The 24,271-nt window shown below is 67.5% G+C and carries 28 protein-coding genes; 12 read left to right on the plus strand and 16 right to left on the minus strand.

Translation table 11 applies throughout. The features are described 5' to 3' along the window. The first annotated feature begins 201 nt into the window (after positions 1-201). The 4 genes from KDW96_RS10705 to KDW96_RS10720 all read left to right on the plus strand — a co-directional run bounded on the left by KDW96_RS10705 (position 202) and on the right by KDW96_RS10720 (position 2,996). Entirely contained in the window at positions 202-756 is a 555-nt protein-coding gene (locus tag KDW96_RS10705; protein ID WP_255840387.1) for a DedA family protein, read from the plus strand. Between the two features lie 146 nt (positions 757-902). Next, positions 903-1,733, plus strand: coding sequence for a dienelactone hydrolase family protein (locus KDW96_RS10710; RefSeq protein WP_255840388.1), 831 nt, complete (start codon positions 903-905; stop codon positions 1,731-1,733). Between the two features lie 13 nt (positions 1,734-1,746). Next, on the plus strand, positions 1,747-2,409 hold the full coding sequence (gene elbB, locus KDW96_RS10715; RefSeq protein ID WP_255840389.1) for an isoprenoid biosynthesis glyoxalase ElbB: 663 nt from the start codon (positions 1,747-1,749) through the stop codon (positions 2,407-2,409). A gap of 119 nt (positions 2,410-2,528) precedes the next feature. Next, positions 2,529-2,996, plus strand: coding sequence for a thioesterase family protein (locus KDW96_RS10720; protein ID WP_255840390.1), 468 nt, complete (start codon positions 2,529-2,531; stop codon positions 2,994-2,996). Here the strand turns inward: KDW96_RS10720 and KDW96_RS10725 are convergent. After that, positions 2,993-3,445, minus strand: coding sequence for a YaiI/YqxD family protein (locus KDW96_RS10725; RefSeq protein WP_255840511.1), 453 nt, complete (start codon positions 3,443-3,445; stop codon positions 2,993-2,995). The genes KDW96_RS10720 and KDW96_RS10725 overlap by 4 nt on opposite strands. Positions 3,446-3,704: 259 nt before the next feature. Here KDW96_RS10725 and KDW96_RS10730 point away from each other — a divergent pair, with 259 nt between their 5' ends. Next, positions 3,705-4,478 (plus strand): SDR family NAD(P)-dependent oxidoreductase, encoded by a 774-nt coding sequence (locus KDW96_RS10730; protein ID WP_255840391.1) that lies wholly within the window; start codon positions 3,705-3,707, stop codon positions 4,476-4,478. Between the two features lie 9 nt (positions 4,479-4,487). Here the strand turns inward: KDW96_RS10730 and rhtB are convergent, their stop codons facing one another. The 4 genes from rhtB to KDW96_RS10750 all read right to left on the minus strand — a co-directional run bounded on the left by rhtB (position 4,488) and on the right by KDW96_RS10750 (position 8,489). Continuing rightward, positions 4,488-5,120 carry a homoserine/homoserine lactone efflux protein gene (rhtB, locus tag KDW96_RS10735; protein ID WP_255840392.1) on the minus strand — a complete coding sequence of 211 codons (633 nt, stop codon included), beginning with the start codon at positions 5,118-5,120 and terminating at the stop codon, positions 4,488-4,490. 94 nt (positions 5,121-5,214) lie between these two features. Then, positions 5,215-5,982, minus strand: a complete 768-nt coding sequence (locus KDW96_RS10740; RefSeq protein WP_255840393.1) for a TerC family protein — start codon at positions 5,980-5,982, stop codon at positions 5,215-5,217. A gap of 6 nt (positions 5,983-5,988) precedes the next feature. Next, on the minus strand, positions 5,989-6,288 hold the full coding sequence (locus KDW96_RS22245; protein ID WP_370295448.1) for a mechanosensitive ion channel domain-containing protein: 300 nt from the start codon (positions 6,286-6,288) through the stop codon (positions 5,989-5,991). 284 nt (positions 6,289-6,572) lie between these two features. Further along, positions 6,573-8,489: an ATP-binding cassette domain-containing protein gene (locus KDW96_RS10750; RefSeq protein WP_255840395.1), complete on the minus strand. Its 1,917-nt coding sequence runs from the start codon at positions 8,487-8,489 to the stop codon at positions 6,573-6,575. Positions 8,490-8,539: 50 nt separating this feature from the next. On the opposite strand from KDW96_RS10750, the gene KDW96_RS10755 reads away from it, so the two are divergent. After that, a complete protein-coding gene (locus KDW96_RS10755; protein WP_255840396.1) occupies positions 8,540-9,004 on the plus strand; it encodes a TIGR02444 family protein in 465 nt (154 codons plus the stop codon). On the opposite strand, the gene KDW96_RS10760 is transcribed toward KDW96_RS10755, so the two are convergent. The 9 genes from KDW96_RS10760 to KDW96_RS10800 all read right to left on the minus strand — a co-directional run bounded on the left by KDW96_RS10760 (position 9,001) and on the right by KDW96_RS10800 (position 17,873). Continuing rightward, positions 9,001-9,984 carry an AlgP family protein gene (locus KDW96_RS10760; RefSeq protein WP_255840397.1) on the minus strand — a complete coding sequence of 328 codons (984 nt, stop codon included), beginning with the start codon at positions 9,982-9,984 and terminating at the stop codon, positions 9,001-9,003. The genes KDW96_RS10755 and KDW96_RS10760 overlap by 4 nt on opposite strands. Positions 9,985-10,432: 448 nt before the next feature. Beyond that, the gene (gene rsd, locus KDW96_RS10765) at positions 10,433-10,906 is read right to left on the minus strand and encodes a sigma D regulator (protein ID WP_255840398.1); all 474 of its coding nucleotides are present in this window, start codon (positions 10,904-10,906) and stop codon (positions 10,433-10,435) included. Between the two features lie 257 nt (positions 10,907-11,163). Next, positions 11,164-11,655: a disulfide bond formation protein B gene (locus KDW96_RS10770; RefSeq protein ID WP_255840399.1), complete on the minus strand. Its 492-nt coding sequence runs from the start codon at positions 11,653-11,655 to the stop codon at positions 11,164-11,166. A 146-nt stretch (positions 11,656-11,801) separates the two neighbouring features. Continuing rightward, a complete protein-coding gene (locus KDW96_RS10775) occupies positions 11,802-13,049 on the minus strand; it encodes a heme biosynthesis HemY N-terminal domain-containing protein (RefSeq protein WP_255840400.1) in 1,248 nt (415 codons plus the stop codon). After that, entirely contained in the window at positions 13,046-14,203 is a 1,158-nt protein-coding gene (locus tag KDW96_RS10780; RefSeq protein ID WP_255840401.1) for a uroporphyrinogen-III C-methyltransferase, read from the minus strand. Before KDW96_RS10780 ends, KDW96_RS10775 begins: the two co-directional genes overlap by 4 nt. A 16-nt stretch (positions 14,204-14,219) precedes the next feature. Continuing rightward, positions 14,220-14,993, minus strand: a complete 774-nt coding sequence (locus KDW96_RS10785; protein ID WP_255840402.1) for a uroporphyrinogen-III synthase — start codon at positions 14,991-14,993, stop codon at positions 14,220-14,222. Further along, the gene (gene hemC / locus KDW96_RS10790; protein ID WP_255840403.1) at positions 14,990-15,928 is read right to left on the minus strand and encodes a hydroxymethylbilane synthase; all 939 of its coding nucleotides are present in this window, start codon (positions 15,926-15,928) and stop codon (positions 14,990-14,992) included. Before hemC ends, KDW96_RS10785 begins: the two co-directional genes overlap by 4 nt. A 119-nt stretch (positions 15,929-16,047) precedes the next feature. Further along, complete coding sequence (locus tag KDW96_RS10795; RefSeq protein ID WP_208707882.1) at positions 16,048-16,794, minus strand: LytR/AlgR family response regulator transcription factor; 747 nt, start codon at positions 16,792-16,794, stop codon at positions 16,048-16,050. Beyond that, positions 16,791-17,873: a sensor histidine kinase gene (locus tag KDW96_RS10800; RefSeq protein WP_255840404.1), complete on the minus strand. Its 1,083-nt coding sequence runs from the start codon at positions 17,871-17,873 to the stop codon at positions 16,791-16,793. Before KDW96_RS10800 ends, KDW96_RS10795 begins: the two co-directional genes overlap by 4 nt. A 255-nt stretch (positions 17,874-18,128) precedes the next feature. On the opposite strand from KDW96_RS10800, the gene argH reads away from it, so the two are divergent. Then, on the plus strand, positions 18,129-19,523 hold the full coding sequence (gene argH / locus KDW96_RS10805) for an argininosuccinate lyase (RefSeq protein WP_255840405.1): 1,395 nt from the start codon (positions 18,129-18,131) through the stop codon (positions 19,521-19,523). A 45-nt stretch (positions 19,524-19,568) separates the two neighbouring features. On the opposite strand, the gene KDW96_RS10810 is transcribed toward argH, so the two are convergent. Next, positions 19,569-20,267, minus strand: a complete 699-nt coding sequence (locus tag KDW96_RS10810; RefSeq protein WP_255840512.1) for a winged helix-turn-helix transcriptional regulator — start codon at positions 20,265-20,267, stop codon at positions 19,569-19,571. A gap of 103 nt (positions 20,268-20,370) precedes the next feature. On the opposite strand from KDW96_RS10810, the gene KDW96_RS10815 reads away from it, so the two are divergent. From KDW96_RS10815 to KDW96_RS10825, 3 genes are all read left to right on the plus strand, one after another. Continuing rightward, the gene (locus KDW96_RS10815; RefSeq protein ID WP_255840406.1) at positions 20,371-21,312 is read left to right on the plus strand and encodes a carbon-nitrogen hydrolase family protein; all 942 of its coding nucleotides are present in this window, start codon (positions 20,371-20,373) and stop codon (positions 21,310-21,312) included. A 70-nt stretch (positions 21,313-21,382) separates the two neighbouring features. Then, a complete protein-coding gene (locus KDW96_RS10820; RefSeq protein WP_255840407.1) occupies positions 21,383-21,817 on the plus strand; it encodes a GFA family protein in 435 nt (144 codons plus the stop codon). Between the two features lie 236 nt (positions 21,818-22,053). Beyond that, positions 22,054-22,815: an endo alpha-1,4 polygalactosaminidase gene (locus tag KDW96_RS10825; RefSeq protein ID WP_255840408.1), complete on the plus strand. Its 762-nt coding sequence runs from the start codon at positions 22,054-22,056 to the stop codon at positions 22,813-22,815. Positions 22,816-22,835: 20 nt separating this feature from the next. Here KDW96_RS10825 and KDW96_RS10830 read toward each other — a convergent pair whose 3' ends face one another. Then, positions 22,836-23,297, minus strand: a complete 462-nt coding sequence (locus KDW96_RS10830) for a chemotaxis protein CheX (RefSeq protein WP_255840409.1) — start codon at positions 23,295-23,297, stop codon at positions 22,836-22,838. Between the two features lie 190 nt (positions 23,298-23,487). On the opposite strand from KDW96_RS10830, the gene KDW96_RS10835 reads away from it, so the two are divergent. Together KDW96_RS10835 and KDW96_RS10840 are read left to right on the plus strand one after the other, a co-directional pair. Further along, positions 23,488-23,775, plus strand: a complete 288-nt coding sequence (locus KDW96_RS10835) for a hypothetical protein (protein WP_255840410.1) — start codon at positions 23,488-23,490, stop codon at positions 23,773-23,775. A gap of 151 nt (positions 23,776-23,926) precedes the next feature. Next, positions 23,927-24,172, plus strand: coding sequence for a TIGR02647 family protein (locus KDW96_RS10840; RefSeq protein ID WP_255840411.1), 246 nt, complete (start codon positions 23,927-23,929; stop codon positions 24,170-24,172). Positions 24,173-24,271: the final 99 nt, after the last annotated feature.

Here is a 24,271-nt window from a genome sequence, read left to right on the forward strand (position 1 = left end):
AGAGCCCGCGCGAACGGGCGAGTGTGACAGTTATAAGCGGCCATTATGACCAATAGATGACGGCCGGATCGAGTCTGCGACGGCGGGTCGCAGCGGGGGATCACCATTGTCGCCGCGCCGGCGCGCTTGCGTCGAGTCGCCCGCAGTTTTCTGCGCTGTCGCCAGGGAGTAGTCTTAACGCCTATTCCCGCGGTTATCCCCATGCTTGAAGACCTGCTGCGACAGTTCGGCTATCCCGCCCTGGTGCTGGGCACCTTCCTCGAGGGCGAGATGTCGCTGCTGCTGGCGGCCTACCTGGCGCTGCGTGGCTACCTGCGCATCGAGTGGGTGATGCTCTGCGCCTTCTGCGGCACCTATGCCAGCGATCAGCTGTGGTACTACCTGGGCCGCCGCCACGGCCGGCAGATCCTCGACCGCCGCCCGCGCTGGCACGCACTGGGTGAAAAAGCCCTGGGCCACCTGCGGCGCTACCCGGATCTGTGGGTGCTGAGTTTTCGCTTCATCTACGGCATGCGCACGGTGATGCCCCTGGCCATCGGCCTGTCCGGCTACTCCTGGCGCCGCTACCTGCTGCTCGACGGCATAGGCGCGGCGCTCTGGGCCACGGCGCTGGGCACCGCTGCCTACCACCTGGGCGCCGCCCTGGAGGTGCTGCTCGGCGACTTGCGCCGCTATCAGCTCTTCGTCCTCGGCGCGCTGCTGGTGTTCTTCACCGCACTCTGGCTGCGCCGCCGGCGTCGCCGCTCGGCCGAATGAGCCGGGGCTCGCCCGCCCGGCTACAACCGCCCATCATTGCGCCTGAGGGCGTTTCGCCGCGCGGCGTCTACGACTAGCATTGCTAGGAAAGTTAACCCGTCCGACGGTCTCCACCCCGGACAGCGCGCGTGAGATGGGACGAGAGTATGCGCAGACCTCTTCGCTGGCTCCTGATCGGCCTGGCCCTGCTGAGCAGTGGCGCCGTGCTCGGCCTCTACCCCTATCGCGCCGCGCTGTTGCCGGAGACGGACGACCTGGCCAGGGCCAAGGCCCGCCTGGCGCCGCACCTGCGGCTGTTCACCCCGGCAGGCGAAGGCCCCTTCGCCACCGTACTGGTGTTTCACGGCTGCAGCGGCCAACGCCAGACCCTGCTCGACAGCGTCAACGACTGGCTGCTGCCGGCCGGCTACGCCGCACTGTTCGTCGACAGCCACGCGGCCCGCGGCATCGACGACTGGCGCCCGGTGTGCGCCGGCAAGCAGCTGTGGGGCAACCAGCGCGCCCTGGACGTCTACGCCGCCATCGAATTGGCCGCCCAACTCCCCCGGGTCGACGGCCAACGCCTGGCCCTGCTCGGCTTCTCCCATGGCGGCTGGAGCATCCTCGACGCCCTGGCCTACGGCGGCGAGGCCGGCCACGGTTTCAGCGCGCCCGGCCGGCAAGGGCTGCAACGCATCAAGGCGGCTATCCTCTACTATCCGTACTGCGGCTTTCCCGCCCAGCTGCGCCGGCACATGAACCCGCAACCGCCGCAGCTGATGCTGCTGGCCGGGAAAGATCACATCACCGATCACCAGCAATGCCTGGACGCCCTGCAGCAGCTACAGCCGGGCGCCATTCAGGTGAAGCGCTACGCCCACGCCGACCATGGATTCGACCATCTCAGCGATCTAGCCACCTACCAACCCCAACTCGCCAAGGATGCGCAGCAGCAGGCCAGACGTTTCCTGCACAGCCATCTCGGCCCAGCGCAATGACCAGGAGCACAGGATGAACAAGAAAGTAGCGGTGATTCTTTCCGGCTGTGGCGTCTACGACGGCTCGGAAATCCATGAAAGCGTGATCACCCTGCTGCGCCTCGATCAGCGCGGCGCCGAGGTGCACTGCTTCGCACCGAACATGGAGCAGCTGCACGTGGTCGACCACTACAGCGGCGACGAAATGGACGAGACCCGCAACGTGCTGGTCGAGTCGGCGCGCATCGCCCGCGGCAAGATCAAGGACGTGCGCGAGCTGCACGCCGACGACTTCGACGCGCTGATCATGCCCGGCGGCTTCGGCGCGGCGAAGAACCTCACCGACTTCGCCCTCAGCGGCGCCAACCTCAAGGTGCAGCCGGACGTGCTCAACGCCGCCAAGTCCTTCGCCAGCGCCGGCAAGCCGGTCGGCCTGATCTGTATCTCGCCGGTACTGGCCGCGCGGATCTTCGGCAACGGCGTGGAATGCACCATCGGCAGCGATCACGACACCGCCGCGGCCCTGACCCAGATGGGCGCGGTGCACCGCGAATGCGAAGTCAGCGAAATCGTCGAAGACCCGGCACGCAAGCTGGTCACCACGCCGGCCTACATGCTCGCCCAGTCGATCAGTCAGGCGGCCTCGGGGATCAACAAGCTGGTCGACCGTGTGCTCGAGCTGACCCACCACGACTGAAGCGCTGGGATGTCATCAGGCCGAACCAGCCAATGCGCGCGGCACTCCCGCCGCGCCACTGGTCAAGTCCGCCGCACTGCGGCAGCGTGGCGGGCAATCCCGCATAGGCGCGCATTTCCATGACCCAACCCTACGAATTCACCGCAGAGCTGCAGGAGGCGGTGAGCAGCTTCATGCAGCGCATTCCATTCAACCAGGTGCTCGGCATTCAGCTCGAGCAGCTGTCGCCGGAGAAGGTCATCATGACCCTGCCGATGAAGGACGAGCTGATCGGCAATTTTCTCCACGGCATCCTCCACGGCGGAGTGATCGCCTCGCTGCTAGACGTAGCCGGCGGCGCCATGGCACTGATTGGCGCCTTCGAGCGCCACCACCAGCTGCCGGGCAACGAGCGCCTGGCACGGCTGTCGAAGCTCGGCACCATCGACCTGCGCATCGACTACCTGCGCCCCGGTCGCGGCCGCTGCTTCACCGCCACCGCGGTGCTGCTGCGCTCGGGCAACAAGGTGGCGGTGGTGCGCAGCGAACTGCACAACGATGAGGGCGTGCTGGTCGCGGTGGGCACCGGCACCTACCTGTGCGGCTAGCCCCGCGCCAGGCGGGTGAGGATGCGGTCCAGCGCGTTGGCGAAGGCCTGGCGGTCCTTGTCCGAATAGGCGCCCTGGCCGCCACCGACCTGGCCCTGCTCGCGTAGCTCGGTAAAAAGGTTGCGAGTGGCCAGCTTGTCGCCCATATTGCGCTCGTCGAATTCACGGCCGCGCGGATCGAGGGCGGCGACGCCCTTCTTCACCAAGCGATCGGCCAGCGGCACGTCGCTGCAGATCACCAGCTCGCCGGGCACCGCATGCTCGACCAGGTAATCGTCCGCCGCATCCGGACCACTCGGCACCACGATCAGGCGCACGCAGGCGAAGCTCGGCCGCGCCACCGCCTGACCGGCCACCAGCACCACCTCGAGGCCACGCTTGAGGGCGAACTTCACCACCTGATCCCGTGCCGCCCGCGGGCAGGCGTCGGCATCGATCCAGACTCGCAGGGTCATGCATTTCTCCGCAAATGATCAGCCAGGGCGGCAGGCGTCTCCTGCCGCTCGATGCCGCCCATTCTATGCCAGGACGCAGAATGCCCGCGCCAGCAGGCGCTCGCCGAACAGTTGCAAGCCCGAATACACCCGGGACTCGACTGGAGATACGAAGGCGCCGCCGTTGCCTGTTACCCTCCAGGTGACTTGCCTCGACTGCCCGCCCCCTATCCTCTTGCGATCGCTGATCGCCCATAGCTGCGGAGTTTGCCCGATGACGTTCTGGAGCCGCCTGCAAGAACCCGCCACCGCCCTGGTCTGCGGCGCCAGCCGCGGCATCGGCCTGGCGCTCAGCGAACAGTTGCTGGCCCGCCCGGATGTGGCTTGCGTCTGGGCCCTGGCCCGTCAGGCCGGCCAGTCCGAGGGCCTCGCGGCCCTCGCCGTACAGCACGGCGAGCGCCTGCAGCGGCTGGATATCGACGTGACCGACGAAACGCAGCTGGCCGAGCTGGGCCTGCGGCTCAAGGCTGAGATCCCCCGCCTGCACCTGCTGCTGTGCACGGTCGGCGTGCTGCAGGGCGGCGCCTCGAAGGCCGAGAAGGGTTTGGCCCAGCTCGACCTGGCCGGCTTGCAGGCGACCTTTCAGGTCAACGCCTTCGCCCCGATCCTGCTGCTCAAGCACCTGCTACCGCTGCTGCGTGGCCGCCATCCCTGCACCTTCGCCGCATTGTCGGCGCGGGTCGGCTCGATCGGCGACAATCGCCTCGGCGGCTGGTACAGCTACCGGGCCAGCAAGGCGGCGCTCAACCAATTGCTGCACACCGCCAGCATCGAGCTGAGCCGCCTGAATCCGCAGAGCTCGGTGCTGGCGCTGCACCCGGGCACCACCGACACCGAGCTGTCGCGGCCCTTTCAGGCCAACGTACCGCCGGCGCAGCTGTTCGAGGTTTCCTTCACGGCGCAGCGCCTGCTGGAGCAGGTCGAGCGCCACGGCCCCGAACAGTCGGGCAGCTTCTGGGCCTGGGACGGCCAGCCGATCGAGTGGTAGGCCGCGGCCTCAGGCCGGACCGCGGCGCACGGTGGCCAGCAGGGCGGCGGCGCCGATGAACAGGGCGCCGAAACAGCGGTTCATCAGGCGCTGCTGACGCGGCGTGCGCAGCAGGCGCAAGACTCGCGAGGCCAAACCGGTGTAGCCGGCCATGACCAGCAGATCAATGCAGATCATGGTCACGCCCATCAGCAGGTACTGGGGCAGCAGCGGCGCATGGGGATTGAGGAACTGCGGCAGCACCGCCAGCATGAAGATGATCGCCTTGGGGTTGCTGATGTTGACCAGAAAACCGCGCAGCACCAGGGTCAACGGCCGCCCGATGGGACGCTGGTCGGGAGTTGCCGCCAGGTCGGCGGGCAGCGCGCGCCACTGGCGGTAACCGAGGTAGACCAGGTACAGCACGCCGAACCATTTGATCAGGCTGAAAGCCAAGGCAGATGCGGCGAGAATCGCCCCGACCCCGGCGGCGACGATGACGATCTGCAGGGCGAGGCCGAGCTGCAGGCCCAGGGCGGTCCAGTAACCGCGCCAGAAACCGTATTGCAGGCCCGACGACATCGAGGCGATGGCCCCCGCCCCAGGCGACAGGCTGATCACCCAACAGGCAACGAAAAACGCGAGCCAGGTCTGCAAGGCCATGGCGGACACCTCGAAACGAATGGTTGAAGGGCATTGCCCAGAATAAAAAAGGGGCAGGCTTCTCAGCCTACCCCTTCGCGTGCCGAGTGCCCAGTTACACGGGTTGGTCCGGCGTGTTCTTGCGCAGGTGCACCGGCTCAACGCCCTTCTTCCGCGCCATGGCGCCGCGCAGGCGGATGTTGATCGCCTCCACCGCCAGCGAGAAGGCCATGGCGAAGTAGACGTAGCCCTTGGGCACGTGCACATCCAGGGATTCGGCCACCAGCACGGTACCGACCACGATCAGGAACGACAGGGCCAGCATCTTCAGGCTCGGGTGCTTGTCGATGAAGTCGCTGATGGTGCCGGCCGACAGCATCATCACGATGACCGAGATGACGATGGCGGCGACCATCACCGGCACGTTGTCGACCAGCCCGACCGCGGTGATCACCGAGTCCAGGGAGAAGACGATGTCGATGATGGCGATCTGCACGATGATGCCCATGAAGCCATAGGCCTTGCCGGCCGCCTGCTGCGCCTCCTCGGCGCCCTCCAGGCTGTGGTAGATCTCCATGGTGCTCTTGAACAGCAGGAACAGGCCGCCGAAGAACAGGATCAGGTCACGCCCGGAAATGCCCTGCTCGAATACCTGGAACAGGTCGGCGGTCAGACGCATCACCCAGGTGATCGACAACAGCAGCAGGATGCGCGTACCCATGGCCAGGGCCAGGCCGAAGAAGCGCGCCTGCGGCTGCTTTTCCTTGGGCAGGCGGCTGACCAGGATCGAGATGAAGATGATGTTGTCGATGCCGAGGACGATTTCCAGGGCGGTCAGGGTGAGAAATGCGACCCAGAGTTCCGGGTTGGCGAGCCATTCCATAGTGCGTTAGATCTCGTAGTTGCGGGATGTGGGAAAAGTACCGTTGCGCCAGCGGCGCACGGCTTTCTGAAAGAACAGGCTGTTGGGCACCTGCACCAGCGCGCCGGGACTGTCCGAACCCTGGTCTTCCAGGGTGGTGTAGAACAGGTTGATCGCCAGCACCCGGCCCTTGACCCCGGGCTTGTCGGCGCTCTCGATGATCTCGACGCTGTCGCCCAGGCGGAACGGCGCCAGGGTGAAGATCAGCAGCGCACAGAACAGGTTGGACAGCACGCTCCAGACCGCGAAGAAGGCAATGGCGGCCACCGCCGCGAAGCCGGTCAGCGCCGTCCACAGCACCTGGGCGGACACCCCCAGGCGCTCCAGCACCAGCAGCACGGCGCCGCCAACGACCAGCCAGCGCAGGCCGTTGCGCAGCGACCCCAGGGCCGTCGCCGGGACCTGCGGGTAGCGTTCGCCAAGACGCTTGAGACCGCGCGCCATCAGGCGTTGCAACAGCCAGGCGAGCAGCAGAATCAGCAGCACCTGGGCCACGCGCAGCAGCGGCTCGCTCCAGGTCGCCAGCCAGGGCCACTCGAGCAACAGCGGGTTCAACTGGCCGCCTCGAGCTGGGCCTGCAGCGCCTCCAGGCTTTCCAGGGCGAGCATCCAGCGCTCCTCCAGATCGGCCTCGCGCCCCTTGAGCCTGGCCTGCTCGGCCAAGAGGTCGCGCAGCTCGTCCTTGCGCGCCGCCTCGTACAGGGCGCCATCACCCAGGCGGGCTTCGATCGCGGCGAGCTGTTCGTGCAGCTGGCCGAGCTCGCGCTCCAGCTTGTCGGCCTCGCGCTTGTGCGGGGCCAGCTGCTGGCGCAGCGCCGCCGCGGCCTGGCGCTGGGCGCGCTTGTCGGTCTTGTCCAGACTGCTGTCGGCCACACTCACCGATGTCGGCGCCTGGCGTGCCCGGTAGTCGAGCAGCCAGCGGGCATAGTCCTCGAGATCGCCATCGAACGGCTGCACGCGGCCGTCGGCGACCAGCAGGAACTCGTCGGTGGTGCTCTTGAGCAGATGGCGGTCGTGGGACACCACCACCACGGCCCCGGCGAACTCCTGCAGGGCCAGGGTCAGCGCCAGGCGCATCTCCAGGTCGAGGTGGTTGGTCGGCTCGTCGAGCAGCAGCAGGTTCGGTCGTTCCCAGGCGATCAGGGCCAAGGCCAGGCGCGCCTTCTCGCCGCCGGAAAAGTTAAGCACCGGCTCGTCGCAGCGCGCGCCGCGGAAGTCGAAGCCGCCGAGGAAATCGCGCAGGGCCTGCTCCCGTTCGCTCGGGGCAAGGCGCTGCAGGTGCAGCAGCGGACTGGCCTTGTCGTCGAGGGCGTCGAGCTGGTGCTGGGCGAAATAGCCGACCACCAGGTTCTCGCCGCGCTGCAGGCGGCCGCCGAGGGGCTGCAGCTCGCCGGCCAGGTTCTTGATCAGGGTCGACTTGCCGGCGCCGTTCGGCCCCAGCAGGCCCAGGCGCGCGCCAGGCGCCAGATTCAGCTTGACCTGCTCCAGTACCGCCTTGTCACCGTAGCCGAGGCGGCCCTCGGCCAGGTCCAGCAGCGGGCTGGATATCTTGCTGGCCTCGCGGAAGCTGAAGTCGAAAGGCGAGTCGACATGGGCCGGGGCCAGCTCCTCGAGGCGCTCCAGGGCCTTGATCCGGCTCTGCGCCTGGCGCGCCTTGGTCGCCTGGGCCTTGAAGCGGGCGATGTATTTCTCCATGTGCGCGCGCTGCGCCTGCTGCTTCTCGTAGGCCTGCTGCTGCTGGGCCAGGCGCTCGGCGCGGGTGCGCTCGAAGGCCGAATAGCCACCGCGATACAGCGTCAGCTTCTGCTGGTCCAGATGGGCCACGTGGTCGACCACCGCGTCGAGGAAATCGCGGTCGTGGGAGATCAGCAGCAGGGTGCCGGGATAGCTCTTCAGCCAGCCTTCCAGCCAGAGGATCGCGTCCAGGTCCAGGTGGTTGGTCGGCTCGTCCAGCAGCAACAGGTCCGACGGGCACATCAGCGCCTGGGCCAGGTTCAGGCGCATGCGCCAGCCACCGGAGAAGTCGCCGACGCGGCGGTCCATCTGGCCATGCTCGAAGCCCAGGCCGGCCAGCAGCTTGCGCGCACGGGTCGAGGCCGTGTAGCCGTCGGCGCTGTCCAGTTCGGTGTGCAGGCGGGCGATGGCGGCGCCATCCTGGGCGGCTTCGGCCGCCGCCAGCTGGGCCTGCAGGCCGCGCAGGCGGACGTCGCCGTCGAGCACATAGTCGACCGCCAGGCGCTCGAGATTGTCGACCTCCTGACGCATATGGGCGATGCGCCAGTCCGCCGGCAGCAGGCAATCGCCCGCGTCGGGACCCAGCTCGCCGCGCAGCAAGGCGAACAGGCTGGATTTGCCGGCGCCATTGGCGCCGATCAGGCCGGCTTTCTGGCCGGCGTGCAGGGTCAGCTCGGCGCCTTCTAGCAGGCGCTGCGGACCACGCTGTAGCGTGAGGTTCTGGAGTCGGATCATAATGGCGGCGAATTCTATCAGAGTCGCCCGCCACATACCCGGAAAGCACCATGCCCACTGATCTGTGGCGTTTCGCCGAACACTACTACCAACGCCCCGGCGTCGAGGCGGCCTGCCTGCAGCTGCAGGCCAGTGGCGCCGATGTCTGCCTGCTGATCTGCGGCGTCTGGCTCGGTCGCCGTGGCGTCGCCTGCAGCGCAGTGCGGATCGAGCAGCTAAAGGCCATCGCCCAGCCCTGGCAACACCAGGTGGTCGAACGGTTGCGACAGCTGCGCCAGGACTGGCGAGGCGCGGCCCAAGGCGACGAGACCCTGGCCGCGCTGCGCGAACAGGTCAAGCGTCTGGAGCTGGAAGCCGAGCGGGAACAGTTGCATCGCCTGGCCATACTGAGCCAGGCCTGGCCGATTGGCGCCGCGCAGGATCTGCAGAGCTGGCTGGAGGCCTTCTCCCCCACGACCACTGAAGCGGACCGCGACGCGCTGCAACAGCTGCGCGTCGCGGCCCTGCAGCCCTAGGAGGCGGCCGGCGGAGTACCGCCGCCACTCTCCGGGGTCGTGCTCGACGCAGACGGGTCCGCCTTCGCAGCGGTAGCCGCCGAGGCGCTACTGGTCGGCTTGGCGGCAGCGGGCTTGCGGGCGACCGTTCGCTTCGTCGCCGGTTTCGCGGCGGACTTGGCCGGCGCCTTCGCCACAGGTTTGGCGGTCGCCTTGGCCGGCGTCTTGCGCGCTGGTGCCTTCACCGGCGCTTTCGCCGCCGCGGCGCTGGCGTCGGCCTCCGCCGCAGGCTTGACGGCCGGTTTCGCAGCGGCCCGCGCCGGGGCCTTGGCGGCGGGTTTAGTCGCCTTGGCAGCAGGCCGAGCAGCAGGTTTGGCAGCCGGCGCTGCGGCGGCCGACGTCACGCTCGCCGACTTCGCAGCGGCGGCGGGTTTCCGCGCTGCGGGCTTGGTCACGCTTTTCGCTACAGGCTTGGCGGTCGCCTTGGCCGGGGCCTTGGTTGCCGTGGCCTTGGCTTTGGCGGGTGCCTTCACGGCCGAGCTCTTGGCTGCGGGCTTGCTGGCCGCCTTGGCGGCCGCCGGCTTGGCCTCACGACTGCTCAGCGCCTTGCCGGCTGCCTCCTTGACCTTGCCCACGCCCTGGGCCAGCTTCAGGCTCTGCTGGGCATCACGCTTGAGTTGCAGGATATAGTCGCGGGTCTCGGTTTGCCGATCCTTCAGGGTATCGAGCAGGTCCTCCAGTTCGGCCACCAGGGTCTTGGCCTTGGCCTGGGTCTTGGCCTTGCCGGCCGCCGCGGCGTCCTGCAATTTGCCGCGGGCCTTGTGCAGTTTTTCCTGGGCGTTGCCGCGCTGTTTCTCCAGCTTGGCCAAGAGCTTTTCGGCATCGACCTGGGCTTGCGAGCAGGCTTTTTCCAGATGCTCGAGCAGGCTGTTGGACAGCTGATGGAGCAGGTGCAGGGGGGTAGATACCGTACTCTTCTTAGGGTTCTTCTTGGCCGACATGTCGCGCCTCCTGGCGGGTGTAGATGCAGCCCATACTAGTCCGCCGAACTGGCAGTCGCTAGTTCACCCATTGGTTGGGCGCCACTCGCCAGGCTATTCGGAACGCGACTTACGGGGCGAAGTCGCCCCCATAGAGTCCCACCCACCGAACGCCAATCCCGGTGCGGTAGTCGCTTGAGGATTACCGGCTCACCAACGCAGAGTGCGGGAAACGGTTTGAGTTCAGCAGGGGAAACTACGGCGGCAGGCGAATGCCTGCACAAGGAAGGCCTCGCGCTTCGCTCGGCTCAGGGCCGGACGCGCCGCAAAGGCTTGGGTGATGAGGATCGAATGAGCGCGGACGCGCAGTGCTGCGCGGAATCGCCCTGTGGGGCAGGCCAGCAAAGCAAGCGGCCTGATCCGGCCGTAGCTGAGGCAGCACCGAGCAATCGGTGCTGCCGCGAGCGGTTCAAAGCGCGGCGGTGGCCTGCTGCTGATGGGCGTTGTGCAGCACCTCGATCAGGCAGTCTTCCAGTTCGAAGCGCTCGTGCAGCAACTGGCCGAGGCGATTGAGTTCCTCATTCAGCGGCACGCTGTCACGGCAGTCGCCGTTGTCGCAGCGGTCGTTGAACGACAGCGCCACTTCGGTGATCGCTTCGATACGCGGATAGATCTGCTTGGCCAGCTCCAGGCCACGCTGATCGCCAAAGGCCTTGGCCTCATTGGTCAATTGTTCGTAAACCTCGAAATGTCCGGCCGACACATAGTCGACCAGCACTTCGCAGAATCTCTGCAGGGTTTGCGCATTGGCACTGGGTGCTCGCTGGGTTTCGCTAATGGCCGCAAAGGCGGCAACCAGTTCCTGGCGCTCCTGCAACCAGCGGTCTATCAGCAGGTGAACCCCACCCCAACGTTCCTGGGCGTTCTGACAACTCTCGAGCATGACGACCTCACTTCCCTTATCGGTATTCCTGTTATACGTCCGATCCGAGACGGTTTTTTGTCAATCGGTGCATGGTCTTGGGAAGGCAACCGCGTAATGGCAACTTTCCGGCGGTGCGTGCGAGCCAGATTATGCCCGCGGGGCGACGTCGACAAGGCGCAGGCCTGAGATAATTTCATACGATCGTTTAATCGGCGCCCCGCACGCCACCTGGCTTTCTCTCGGCAGGACAGGCGCGCGGCGGGGTGGCGGCGCAATCAGTCGCGGCGCAACAACTGCAGCAAGGCGAAGCCCGACAGGCCGACGAATCCGAGCAGACTCCACTCCGGGATGCTCATGCCGAACAGGGTCCAGCTGACCTCGGCACAATCGGCCGAACCGTGCAGCACCAGGCGGATAATTTCCTGGAACGGCAGGGCATCCATCATGTAGTCGAGGCTCGGCAGGCAGGCCGGCAGCTGGTCGGCGGGCACGCCCTGCAGGTAAATCTGCCGCCCCGCCGTGGCGCCACCGGCCGCGGCGAACAACAGTGCCAGCCCGGCATAGGCGCGGCGCCCCGCGCGCGCCGGGGCATGCAGGGCAGCGACCAGGCAGACCAGGCCGAAACCGATCACGCAAACGCGCTGGACAATGCACAGCGGGCAAGGCTCCAGGCCAACCACGTGCTCCAGATAGAGGGCCGCAGCCATCAGCGCCAGACAACCGAGGAAGGCGAGTGAGTAGAGCGAGCGGGGACTGGCCAGGGGCATGACGACTCCGAGGAGGAAAACGAAGCCGCCTACGGTAGAGGAAAGCGCCTGGCCCGATCAAGGCGCAACAGCGAAGCAGAGCGGCTAGCCGTCCGGCTAAAAGCGCCATGCGTCTGCCGAAGAGGCCCTCGGACCAGGCGCTGTCGTTATTGAATCGCCGGCTGTGGCAGCGGCAGACCACCGAGACGCTGGTCCAGCAGGCCCAGCCCCTCCTGGAACAGCTGGTTGCTGCGCTCGACCTCGCCCAGGCGCGCCAGCAGACGGGCCAGCTCCGCACAGGTCTCCGGGTCGCGCTGAAAGATCAGGCTGCTCTCGAAGTATTCCTTGGCCTTGCCCCACAGCTGGTTCTGCAGGCACAACCTGCCGACGGTCAGCAGCAGCCCGGCGTCCTGCGGATGCTGCTTCAGCCAGCCCTCCGCCGCCTGCAGCTGGCGCGCCGGATCCTGGCCTCGCAGCAGGCCGTAGAGGCGCACCAGGCGGCTGTCGTAGTTGCGCTTCAAGGCGTGGTGCAGCAGCTCTTCCGCCTCGCGCTCGGCACCCAACACCCGCAGCTGCTCGGCGTATACGGCGAGCAGCTGCGGGTCCTGGCGCTGGCCCGAGGAAAGCTGTTCCCAGGACTGGGTCAGCGCTGCCAGGGCGCCCTGCGCGTCGCTGCCAACCGGTTGCCCGGCAGTGGCCAGGCGACCATGCCAGGCCTGGCGCTCCAGCTCCGCCAGCTCGGCGGCGCCGAGGACCTTCTGCTTGCGCAGCTCCGGCAGCAGGCCGAGCAGCGCCGACCAGTCACCGGCCTGCAGGTACAGGCGCTGCAGCTGGCGCAGCACCTGGCTGTGCTGTGGGTAGCGCTCGCGCATGATTTCCAGGGTTTCGCGTGCGGCATCGCGCTGCCCGCGGTCCTGCTGCAGCCTGGCATGGGTCAGGGCGATCGCCAGCTCGGCATCGGGCTGGCGCTTGAGCGCCCGCTCCAGCAGGGCGTCGCTGTCCTCATGCTGGCCCAGCTTGTGCGCCGCACGGGCGGCGCTGAGGTAATACATCAAGGGCTGCGGATCGCTTTCCGCGGCGCGGCGCAGGTAGCGCAGCGCCGGCACCCAGCGACCTTCGGCCAGGTCGACGAAGCCCTGCTCGGAGGCCACGCGCACCCGGCGACTGCGGTGCAGGCGCGACCAGGGGTTGATCAAGCGCCCCGAGGTCACCAGCACACCCAGCACCAGACGCAACAGGCGAATCAGCAACCAGAGCGCCAGCAGCAGCCCCAGGAAGGCCCACAGGCTGGATTCGTAACGGAAGCCCTGGTAGGCGAACAGCACGTAACCCTTGTGCTCGACGATGGCCATGCCAAGCAGGCCCAGGCCGGCGACCACCAGCAGTACGGCAAGCAGGAGCGCGACACGCTTCATGGGCGCGCCTCCTCATCGTTCGCGGCGGGGTCAGCCGGCGCCTCGGGTACGACCCCGTTGCGCGCCGACTCCTTGCGTTGCAGATACGCCTGCACGGCATTGAGCGAGTCCGTCAGATCCGGTGCCACCACCTCGACCGACTGGCCAATGAGTTCATCGATGCGCATGCGCAGGGCCCGACTCGCCGGATTCTCCCGATCGAAATGGCCATCCAGTACCTCGGCGGCCTGCAGCAATGCCTGGCGATACACCTGGGTTTCACCATGCAACGCCGCCCACTGCGCCTGCTCCAGGGCGAGGCTGAGGGCCAGGCGCACCTGGCTCAGGCTCTGCCCGGCGAGCAGCGGACGGATATTCTGGTCGGCGCTGAAATCGATGCGGAAATACTCCGCCAGGGTCTGCAGCCCCTGGGACCACCAGCTGGCGCCGTCACCCTCTGCAGCGAGCTCGCCGAGCACACCGCCCTGGCTTTCGAACGCCGGGTTGAGCGCGCTCAACTGCCCGGCCTGGTCACGCAGGGCACCGAGCTGCAGGAACAAGCCGGTGCGGTCGGGGTTGGGGGTCGCACGCAGGGCCTCCAGGCTCTTGGCCAGTTGCTCGCGAGCGGCGAACGCGGCCGGGTCGTCCTGATCCCGCAGGATCTCGTCGGCGCCCTGGACCAGCGCCTTGGCGCTGTCGATGTCCTGCAAGGCGGACAGGCGCAGGCTGGCCAGACGCAGCAGATGCTCGGCCTCGGCCAGGCGCCAGTCCTGGCGACTGGCGCCGAGCACGGTTTCCAGACGCTTATTGAGCAGCTGCTGATCGCCCTGCAGACGTGCCAGCAGGCGCCGGCGCTCCTCCAGCTCGGCCACCGTCGGCAGCTGCTGGAGCCGCGCACTCAGCGCCTCGGCCTGCTGCACAGCGGTCTCGGACTGCTCGCGCACGCCCTGCAACTGGTCGAGTTGCTGCTGATCCTTGCTCTCCAGCGCCCGCAACTGCCAGAGGCTCCAGCCGCCGGCCAGCGCAGCCGCGATGGCGAGCAACAGGGCCAGCAGCGCCAGCAACAAGGCGACCTTGCCGGGTCCGCTGGGTTTGTCTTCGCTGGCTGGCGGCGCCGCATCGGGGGCGGCCCGTGCGGGTTGCTCTTGCTCGTTCGGGGAAGTCGCTTCGCTCACGTGTCCATCCTTTGCATCAGAGGTCCGGGGCGGGTTGCGCCTGCAACGCCGCCAGCAAGGCCGCGGCGCTGGCGCCGCGGCAGTCCACAACAATCTCGGCGCCTGCGGCACGCGCCTGATCGGCGACGCGCGGGCTGGGTACAAACAAGGGTAGCCGAGCCAGCTCGGGCCAGTGCTCGGCCGCCAACAGCTGCAGATGACTGAAGCCCTGTCCGCTGCTGACCACCAGGCCATTCAGGCGCTGGCTGCGCACCCGCTCGCTCAGGGTTCCGGCCGGATAGTCCGGCAGCAGACGGCGATACAGCGGCAGATACTCGACCTGCACGCCCTGCTCGCGCAATCGCTCGGCGAGCAACTCGCGGCCGTCCTCACCACGCAGGATCAGCACCCGCGGCGTGAAGGCCTCGGCCAGCGCCCGCTGCAACTGGGGCAGCGCCAACAGGCTTTCGCTGTCGTCGCCGCCCTCCGGGAAATACACCTGCAGGCCATAGTCGGCGAGGATCTCGGCGGTGGCCGCGCCGACGCTGAACCACGGCTGCTCGGCCAGCGGTTGCGGCCAGTAGCGGTCGAGCAGCGCCAGGCCCAACCTGGCCGCCGGTTTGCTCACCACGATCACCGCGCTGTAGCGATCCAGGTCGAGAATGGTTGCCCGATGCTCGGCGGTCTCGTCCAGCGCCTCGATCGCCAGCAGCGGCAGGCTGCTGCTGTGGACGCCCTCGGCGGCCAGTGTCGCCGCCAGCGCCGGGCATTCCTCCGCCGGGCGGGTCAGCAGCAGGCGCCAGGCACTCACTCGGGATCGGCCTCGCCGTAGATCGCCTGCAGGATGGCCGCCGCGCCCTTAGCCAGCAGGGCTTCGGCCACCCGCACGCCGAGCTGCTCGGCCTCCGCTGACGGCGCGCGACTCTCGGCGCGCAGCAGCAACCCGCCATCCGGCTGGCCGACCAGGCCGCGCAACCACAGCTGCTCGCCTTCGAGCACCGCATAACAGGCGATCGGCACCTGACAGCCGCCGTTCAGGCGCTTGTTCAGCGCGCGTTCGGCCGTCACCCGCAGGGCCGTGTCGCCGTGATGCAGGGGTGCCAGCAAGGCATGGATCTCCGTGTCGGCGCTGCGACACTCGATACCCACCGCGCCCTGGCCGCCAGCCGGCAGGCTGTCCTCGGCGCTGATCGAGGAACGGATGCGATCGGCGAAACCGAGGCGAATCAGCCCGGCGGCGGCGAGGATGATGGCGTCGTAGTCGCCGGCATCGAGCTTGGCCAGGCGCGTATTGACGTTGCCACGCAGGAACTGGATCTTCAGGTCCGGGCGGCGCGCCAGCAACTGCGATTGCCGGCGCAGGCTGGAGGTACCGACCACGCTGCCGGGCGGCAACGCATCGAGGCTGTCGAAACGATTGGAGACGAAGGCATCGCGCGGATCTTCGCGCTCACAGATGCAGTACAGGCCCAGGCCATGGGGGAAGTCCATCGGCACATCCTTCATCGAATGCACGGCGATGTCGGCCTGGTTCTCCAGCAGCGCGGTTTCCAGTTCCTTGACGAACAGGCCCTTGCCGCCGATTTTCGCCAGCGGCGCATCGAGCAGCTTGTCGCCGCGGCTGACCATGGGCACCAGGCTGACCTTCAGCCCCGGGTGCGCCTGTTCCAGGCGGGCCTTGACGTGTTCGGCCTGCCACAGGGCCAGGGCACTTTTACGGGTGGCAATGCGGATTTCGCGGGGCATGGGCAATTCCAGATTTCGAACCGCCGAGGATGATAACAGGCTGATCCGCCCGGAGCCTGCGGCCGAATGCAGCGCCTGCCAGGTCGGCGACTGTGCAGGGCCTCGAAGCGGGCGCGCGGCTAGAGGCTGTTCATCAGTTTGCGCACCCCGGCGACATGCCGGCGACTGACGATCAGCGCATCGCCATCCAGCCCCTTGAGGTACAGCTGGAAATGCCCGAGCGGGGTGCGCTGCAGGCGCTCGATGCGATCGCGCGCCACCAGGGCATTACGGTGGATGCGCACGAAACGCTCGCCGAACTCGTCCTCCAGGGCCTTCAAGGGTTCGTCCAGCAGAACCTCGCCGCCCTCATGGCGCAGCGTCACGTACTTGTGGTCGGCGATGAAGTAGATCACCTGATCCAGGGGAATCAATTCGATGCCCTTGCGGGTGCGGGCACTGATGTGGGTGCGCGGGCCGCCGCCGGTTTCCGCGGCCGGGCGGGTCAGGGCGGCAAGCTGCACACGGTTGGGCCGCTCGGCTTTCTTCAGGGCTTCGCTGAGGCTTTCCGGGCGCACGGGTTTGACCAGGTAACCCACGGCGCTGACCTTGAACGCCTCAAGGGCGAATTCGTCGTGAGCGGTACAGAAGATCACCGCCGGCGGCGCCTCGCGCTCGCAGAGTTTCGCCGCCACCTGCAGGCCGTCGAGCCCGGGCATGCGGATATCCAGCAGCACGATATCCGGCCTCAGGTTGTCGATCAGGGTCAATGCCTCTTCACCGTTGCTGGCAGCGGGCTCGAGAACTCTATAGCCATCGAGGTCGCCGACCATACGGCTGAGGCGGTCGCGGGCCAAGGGTTCGTCATCGACTATCAGGACATTCATAATGCACGGGCTTCCTGCGTGAGTCTCGCACAAGGATAGCGTAGACAGGTGTAGTGACGGCCGTCACGGCGCTCCACGCTGAGACTGGCCCGCGCACCGAAAAGTGCGGCGAGGCGCGCATCGATGTTGTTCAGCGCCTGATGGGTGCCGCGCGAAGGCCGCTGCTCCCCCTGCAGCTCGTAGGGGTTGCTGACGCAGAGACGGAAGATGCCCTCCGAGTAGCTCGCCTCGACCCGCACCAGGCCGCCTTCGACCCGCGGCTGGATGCCATAGACCAGGGCATTCTCCAGCAGCGGCTGCAGGGTCAGCTGCGGAATCGGCAAATCGTTCGGCACGTCGGCTACCTCCCACTGCAACTGTAGCCGCTCGCCGAGCCGGTAATGCTCGATCGACAAATAGCGCTTGGCCAGCTCCAGCTCCTCAATCCAGGGCACCAGGCTGCCAGGCTTGGCCAGGCTGGCGCGAAACAGGTCGGACAGATCCAGTACCGCCTGTTCGGCCTTGTACGGATCGACTGCGACCAGACTGGCGATGCTGTTCAGGCTGTTGAACAGAAAGTGCGGGCGGATCCGCGCCTGCAATGATTCGATGCGCGCGCGCAGTTCGGCCTGCTCCTGCCGACGCCATTGGCTCTGCAGATAGAAATAGCGTAGCAGCAGTGCCGACATGATCATGCCGATCAGGGCGTGACGCAGGTAGAGGTTGACCTCGCCGTCGTGGGGCAGCGGCCCGCCGAGCTGGTAATAATCGGCCACCGCGGTGCAGGCCAGGGTCAGGGCGACCACGATCGCGCAGCACAGGCTGCCGGCCAGGGCCGCGCGCAGGCGCGCCAGCAGCGGTCGCAGTCGGCACAGCAACGCCGCCGACAGCAGCACGATCCACTGCACGAACAGCGACGTCAGGGCCAGGCGCACCCAGTTGAAGCCGGGCAGCATCGGCTCGGCGAGCACCAGCACCAGCACCAGCAGCTCGGCGAGCAGCACCAGGCTCAGCAGCGCCTCCGGCTGACAGAGCTCCGGGATGAAGAAGTCGTCATCCGGCGCGGCGGTGTTCTTATTGTTGTTCCATTGAGTAGGCATCGGCGCAGTTTCCGTGTAGCGCGTCCAGGCGGCAAGACGGCCCGCTCCGGCCGGGCGAAATAAAGCCCTGAAATACCCGCCGGCACCTCAAATTGTGATCCGCCCTACATTGGCATCCCGTCATCCGACGCGCTCGACCGGCAAAACCGCCGCGGCGATTTTGCCCGCGACCCTGTTATTATCGACGGACTTTTTCCGCCGCGCCGGCCGTTATCCGCGGCCTGCACGAATCAGCGCACCAGCCGAGCGAATCCCATGAGCACAGAGAAGACCAACCAATCCTGGGGCGGCCGCTTCAGCGAGCCCGTCGACGCCTTCGTCGCCCGCTTCACCGCCTCCGTCGAGTTCGACAAGCGCCTGTATCGCCACGACATCATGGGCTCCGTCGCCCACGCGACCATGCTGGCCCAGGTCGGCGTGCTCAGCGAGGCCGAACGCGACAACATCGTCGACGGCCTGCAGCAGATTCAGGGCGAGATCGAGGCCGGCCGCTTCGACTGGCGCGTCGACCTGGAAGACGTGCACATGAACATCGAGGCCAAGCTCACCGAGCGCATCGGCGTTACCGGCAAGAAACTGCACACCGGCCGTTCGCGCAACGACCAGGTGGCCACCGACATCCGCCTGTGGCTGCGCGATGAGATCGACGTCATCCTGGCCGAGATCACGCGCCTGCAGCAGGGCCTGCTGGAGCAGGCCGAGCGGGAGGCCGAGACCATCATGCCCGGCTTTACCCACCTGCAGACTGCCCAGCCGGTGACCTTCGGCCACCACCTGCTGGCCTGGTTCGAGATGCTGTCCCGCGATTACGAGCGCCTGGTCGATTGCCGCAAGCGCACCAACCGCATGCCCCTGGGCTCGGCCGCGCTGGCCGGCACCACCTACCCGATCGACCGGCAGGTCACCGCCCGCCTGCTGGGCTTCGACAGCGTCGGCGGCAACTCCCTGGACGGCGTCTCGGACCGCGACTTCGCCATCGAATTCTGCGCCGCCGCCGCCCTGGCGATGATGCACCTGTCGCGCTTCTCCGAGGAGCTGGTGCTGTGGACCAGCGCGCAGTTCCAGTTCATCGACCTGCCCGACCGTTTCTGCACCGGCAGCTCGATCATGCCGCAGAAGAAGAACCCGGACGTGCCGGAGCTGGTGCGCGGCAAGACCGGCCGCGTGTTCGGCGCCCTGACCGGCCTGCTGACCCTGATGAAGGGCCAGCCGCTGGCCTACAACAAGGACAACCAGGAAGACAAGGAGCCGCTGTTCGACGCCGCCGACACCCTGCGCGACAGCCTGCGCGCCTTCGCCGACATGATCCCGGCGATCAAGCCCAAGCACGCGATCATGCGCGAAGCGGCGCTGCGCGGCTTCTCCACCGCCACCGACCTGGCCGACTACCTGGTGCGCAAGGGCCTGCCCTTCCGCGACTGCCACGAGATCGTCGGCCATGCGGTGAAGTACGGCGTCGACAACACCAAGGACCTGGCCGAGATGAGCCTGGACGAACTGCGCCAGTTCAGCGACCAGATCGAGCAGGACGTGTTCGCCGTGCTGACCCTGGAGGGTTCGGTGGGCGCCCGCGACCACGTCGGCGGCACCGCACCCAACCAGGTGCGCGCCGCGGTCAAGCGCGGCCAGGCACTGCTGGCCGCTCGCTAACAGGGGCATACCCGGCGGCGCGCAAGGCGCCGCCGGCACAAGCCCTCAGCCGCGTCGCGGCCCGGAACGTTTGCGCCGAGTCTCGGCAAAGGCACTGGTGCCCAGCCAACTCCACAGCCTGCGAGCATCCGCCTCGCCGCCCTCCACGCGCAACTCATCGGCGCGGATCACCTCTTTTGGCGTGCGATCGCCGGCCCATACCTCGGTCAGGGCCCGCACCGTGGCATCCACCACCAGGGTCAGCTCGCGCCCAGGATCGTCGCGGCACAGGTCGGCTACACCCTCTTCGACCACCAACCACCAGCTCGCCTCCCCCGGGCGGGCATCACGAAAGCAGAACTGGATGACCACCGGGCAGGGCGGAAAGGCTTCGAGCTGGACGAAGCGGCGCACGTCCCACATCAATAATCCCGCATCGAGCTGATCGTCGCGCAGGCGGCTGCCGATCCACTGGGCGCCCCAATGTCCCAGGGCCATGACGATCGGTCGCAGATCCTCGCCAGCGGCCGTCAGGCTGTACTCCCAGACATTGCCAACGGCGGTGCGCTGGACCACGCCTATCTCCTCCAGGTGGCGCAGGCGCTGGGTCAGCAGGCTGCTGGACATGCGCGGCACGCCGCGGTGCAGATCGTTGAAGCGTTTGCTGCCGCACAGCAGCTCGCGCACCACCAGGGGCGTCCAGCGGCTGCACAGCGCCTCGGCGCCGCGCGCAACGGTACAGAACTGGCCGTAGCTGTCGTCCATCGTCAGGCCTCGGGATAGCAACACTTCAGATTCTGGACTAGTTGCGCCATTGCGCCAGGCGCAGGCTAAAGCTCACGAGTTCACCGCAATGAGGAGAACGACCATGAGCATGATCGCAATCATCCAGCGCCCGCCGGTATTGCTCGACCGCGCGGCCACCCTTGCCCGGGCCCTGGACTCGATAGGCGAAGCGGCCGCGGCAGGCGCCGAACTGGTGGTACTGCCGGAGCAGCACATCCCGGGCTACCCGTCGTGGATCTGGCGCCTCGCGGCCGGTCGCGACGGCGCCCTGCTGGGCCAGTTGCACGCACAGCTGCTGGCCAACGCCGTGGACATCGCCCGCGGCGACCTCGAGCCCCTGCAAGCCGCCGCCCGTACTCACAAGCTGACCATCGTCTGCGGCCTCAACGAGTGCGAGCACGCCCGCGGCGGCGGCACCCTGTACAACAGCGTGGTGCTGATCGGCGCCGACGGCACGTTGCTCAATCGCCACCGCAAGCTGATGCCGACCAACCCCGAACGCATGGTGCATGGCCTGGGCGACGCCGCCGGCCTGCGCACGGTGGACACCCCGGTCGGCCGGGTCGGCACCCTGATCTGCTGGGAGAGCTACATGCCCCTGGCGCGCTACAGCCTGTATGCCGAGGGGGTGCAGGTCTACGTCGCGCCCACCTACGACAGCGGCGAGGGCTGGTTGGCGACCCTGCGCCACGTCGCCCTGGAGGGCCGCTGCTGGGTCCTGGGCAGCGGCACTGTGCTGCGCGGCCGCGACATCCCGGCCGATCTGCCGGGGCGCGAACAGCTGTTCCCCGAGCCGGACGAGTGGATCAACGACGGCGACTCGGTGGTAATCGACCCCAAGGGCTGCATCGTCGCCGGGCCACTGCACCGCGAGAGCGGCATTCTCTACGCGCAGATCGACAGCAACCAGGTGGCCCCTGCGCGCCGGGCCCTGGACGTATGCGGACACTACGCGCGCCCGGACATTTTCGAACTGCAGGTGCGGCGCACGCCTGCCCAGGCGGCGCGCTTCATCGACCAGTAACCCCCGAGCCCTGCCGAGCGCCCCGAGCCGCTGACCCGGCCTGGGCTCGGCCATCGAGAGGAGAAACCCCATGAACAGCCAACCCACCTACCAAGGCCAATGCTTCTGCGGCGCCGTCCAGTTCACCGTCAGCGGCGAACCGGTCGCGATGGGCTATTGCCATTGCGCGTCCTGTCGCCACTGGTCGGCCGGTCCGGTCAATGCCTTCACCCTTTGGTCTCCCGAGGCCCTCCAGGTGACCCGTGGCGCCGAGCACATCGGTCGCTACAACAAGACCCCGCAGAGCACGCGCCAGTGGTGCAGAAAGTGCGGCGGTCACCTGTTCACCGAGCATCCGGAGATGAAGCTGATCGACGTCTCCGTCGCGCTGCTTGGCCAGGACGACTTCGCCCCGGCGGTACATGTGCACTATCAGGAGGCAGTCTTGAGGATCAAGGATGGCCTGCCCAAGTGGCAGGACGTGCCCAGCGAAATGGGCGGATCGGGCGTCGCCCTGGCAGAATGACGGCGCTGCCCAAAGGGCGGCGGAACGGCCCGACTTGGCGGAGCAGGCGAGCGTGCGGGCGGCAGCTTGACCCGCGAAAACTCGCCGCGATTGCAGCGTCAACGAACCATCTGCCAGAATCGTGACGCAGCGCACCCCCGATAGCCGGCCAAAGGCTCTAGGCTGGACGCTACGCAGGTCCGGATCGCCCGGGCTAAGCCTCACGCGATAGGACGCCAGCCCGGGAGTAAAGCGCCATGAAAAGGATCCTCCAAAGCCTCTTGCTGTTCGCCGGCCTGGGCGCCCTATCGGCCTGTGCCACGCCCCTGGTGATCCCCAGCCAGGTGAGCTGGCACATGCAGCTGAACGGCAAGCTGCAGAGGCCCGACCGTCAGCTGTACGACATCGACCTGTACGACACCTCGGCGCAAACCATCGGCGACCTCAAAGCCGTCGGCCGGATCGTCATCTGCTACTTCAGCGCCGGCAGCTGGGAGGACTGGCGACCGGACGCGGCGTCCTACCCGAGCGCAGCGCTCGGCGCGCCGTTGGCCGATTGGCCGGGCGAGCGCTGGCTGGACATTCGCCGTGCGGACGTTCGCGCGCTGCTCGCCAAACGTATGGACCTGGCAGTCAGCAAGGGTTGTCACGGCGTCGACCCGGACAACGTGGATGGCTACAGCAACCCCAACGGCCTGCAGCTGACCGCCGCCGATCAACTCGACTTCAACCGCTGGCTGGCCCGCGAGGCCCACGCCCGCGACCTGGCCGTGGGCCTGAAGAACACCGTGGACTTGCTGCCGCAGCTGGTCGACGACTTCGACTTCGCGGTCAACGAAAGCTGTTACGCCTACCAGGAGTGCGACGGTTACCGGCTGTTCCGCCAGCAGGGCAAGCCGGTATTGATCGCCGAGTACCGCGCCTACAACAGCAAGATGTGCGCAAAGGCCGCAGCGGAAGGCTACCGGCTGCAGTTCTTCAAGCGCTCACTCAAGGGCGTCGGCAGGCCCTGCAGCTGAGACAGGGCGGCGCCTGGCCGCTACTCGAAGCAGATCTCGATGACCGCCCGGCCGAACGGCGATTCGAAGGGCATGACGATCCTTGGCCCCTGGGCGTGATGGCTGATGCTGTGGTCGGTGCCGGCCACCACCATCGGCGTGGCCATCTCGAAGTCGAAGCCCTTCTCGGCCAGGCGGCGCTTGGCGCCGCCGGTGACCATGTTGGTGATTTCGCCGACCATGTCGGTGACTTCCTCGTTGATCTCCGCCGGTGCCTCGCCGAGCATCCGGCGCATCGCCTCCAGGGCCAGGCCCTTCTGGAAGGTCACCGACATCGAGCCACGGGTCTGCGGACCGATCATGCCGATCAAGCCAGAGACATCGCCCAGCGCCCGCTCGTCGGTCTTGCGCTGCGGCTTGCCGGGGGTCAGATCGAGGCGCGCCATGGTGCTCATCACCTCGAGCATCGACGCCAGAAAGGGATTGACGAATTCCGCCCGCATGCTTGCCGCCTCCAGTGCCGCGGCCGCGCCGACCTCGGCCGCGGCGTTCGTTTCAGTGATGACCCGGGCACAGACTACGCCGGGCACCCGGCCAGTGGCCAGCCCCGCTCCGACCATTTCCGCCCCAGAATGGCGAGGCGCGGTGGCGGCGGCCGTGGCACACTGGCCGCTCAGCCCCAGGAACCCCGACATGAGCGAACACCCAGAAGCCGAAGACGAAGCCTTCGCCGAAGCCGCACTGCTGCAGGCCATCGAGAATCAGATCGAGGCCGGCGAGCCCGCCGCCGCCCTGGCCGTGCTGAACAAGCTGAGTCTGGTCGGCTACGAGCGCGACGAAATCCTGCAGATGATGGCGCTGGTACTGGCCCACGAGGTCAAGGCCATGCTTGCCGAAGACCGCCCGTTCGACAACACTGCCTACGAGCAGGCCTTGCGCGCGCTGCCCGAGCTGCCGGAAGATCCGGCAGAGGCGGAGTGACGCCACCGCGCTACGCCAGTCGCCCAAGCCTGCGCACTCACACCGGGCTCGCTACACTGCAGACACCCGACACTGCCATCGGCCGTGCGGGCCACCTACCAGCCGGGCACCAACAGTGCGCGGCGCAAGACAACAAGAACCGGGAGCACTTATGACCTTCACCCCTGATCTGGTCGCCGAGCTGGAACTGCTTGCACTGTTCAACCTGAGCAATACCCAGGAGGGCCTCAAGGTTCACCATGTCGCCGCCCCCCAGGCGATTGCCGCCGCCCAGCGCCTGCACGACAAGGGCCTGGTCACCCAGGCCGATGGTGGCTACCTGACCAGCCTCGGGCTGGAGGCCGCCGAGCACGCCCAGAGCCTGGTGACCATCCTCAGCGTCAGCGAAAACGCCTGACCCAAGGCGCCACCCAGACCGCCGCTCGGCACCGCGAGCGGCGGCACGACCGACCACCCGAACTCCGCCGCGAGGCATGGGCGGCTGCAAGCCGTTGCA

Source organism: Pseudomonas benzenivorans (genome assembly GCF_024397895.1).
Classification (GTDB): Bacteria; Pseudomonadota; Gammaproteobacteria; order Pseudomonadales; family Pseudomonadaceae; genus Aquipseudomonas; species Aquipseudomonas benzenivorans_A.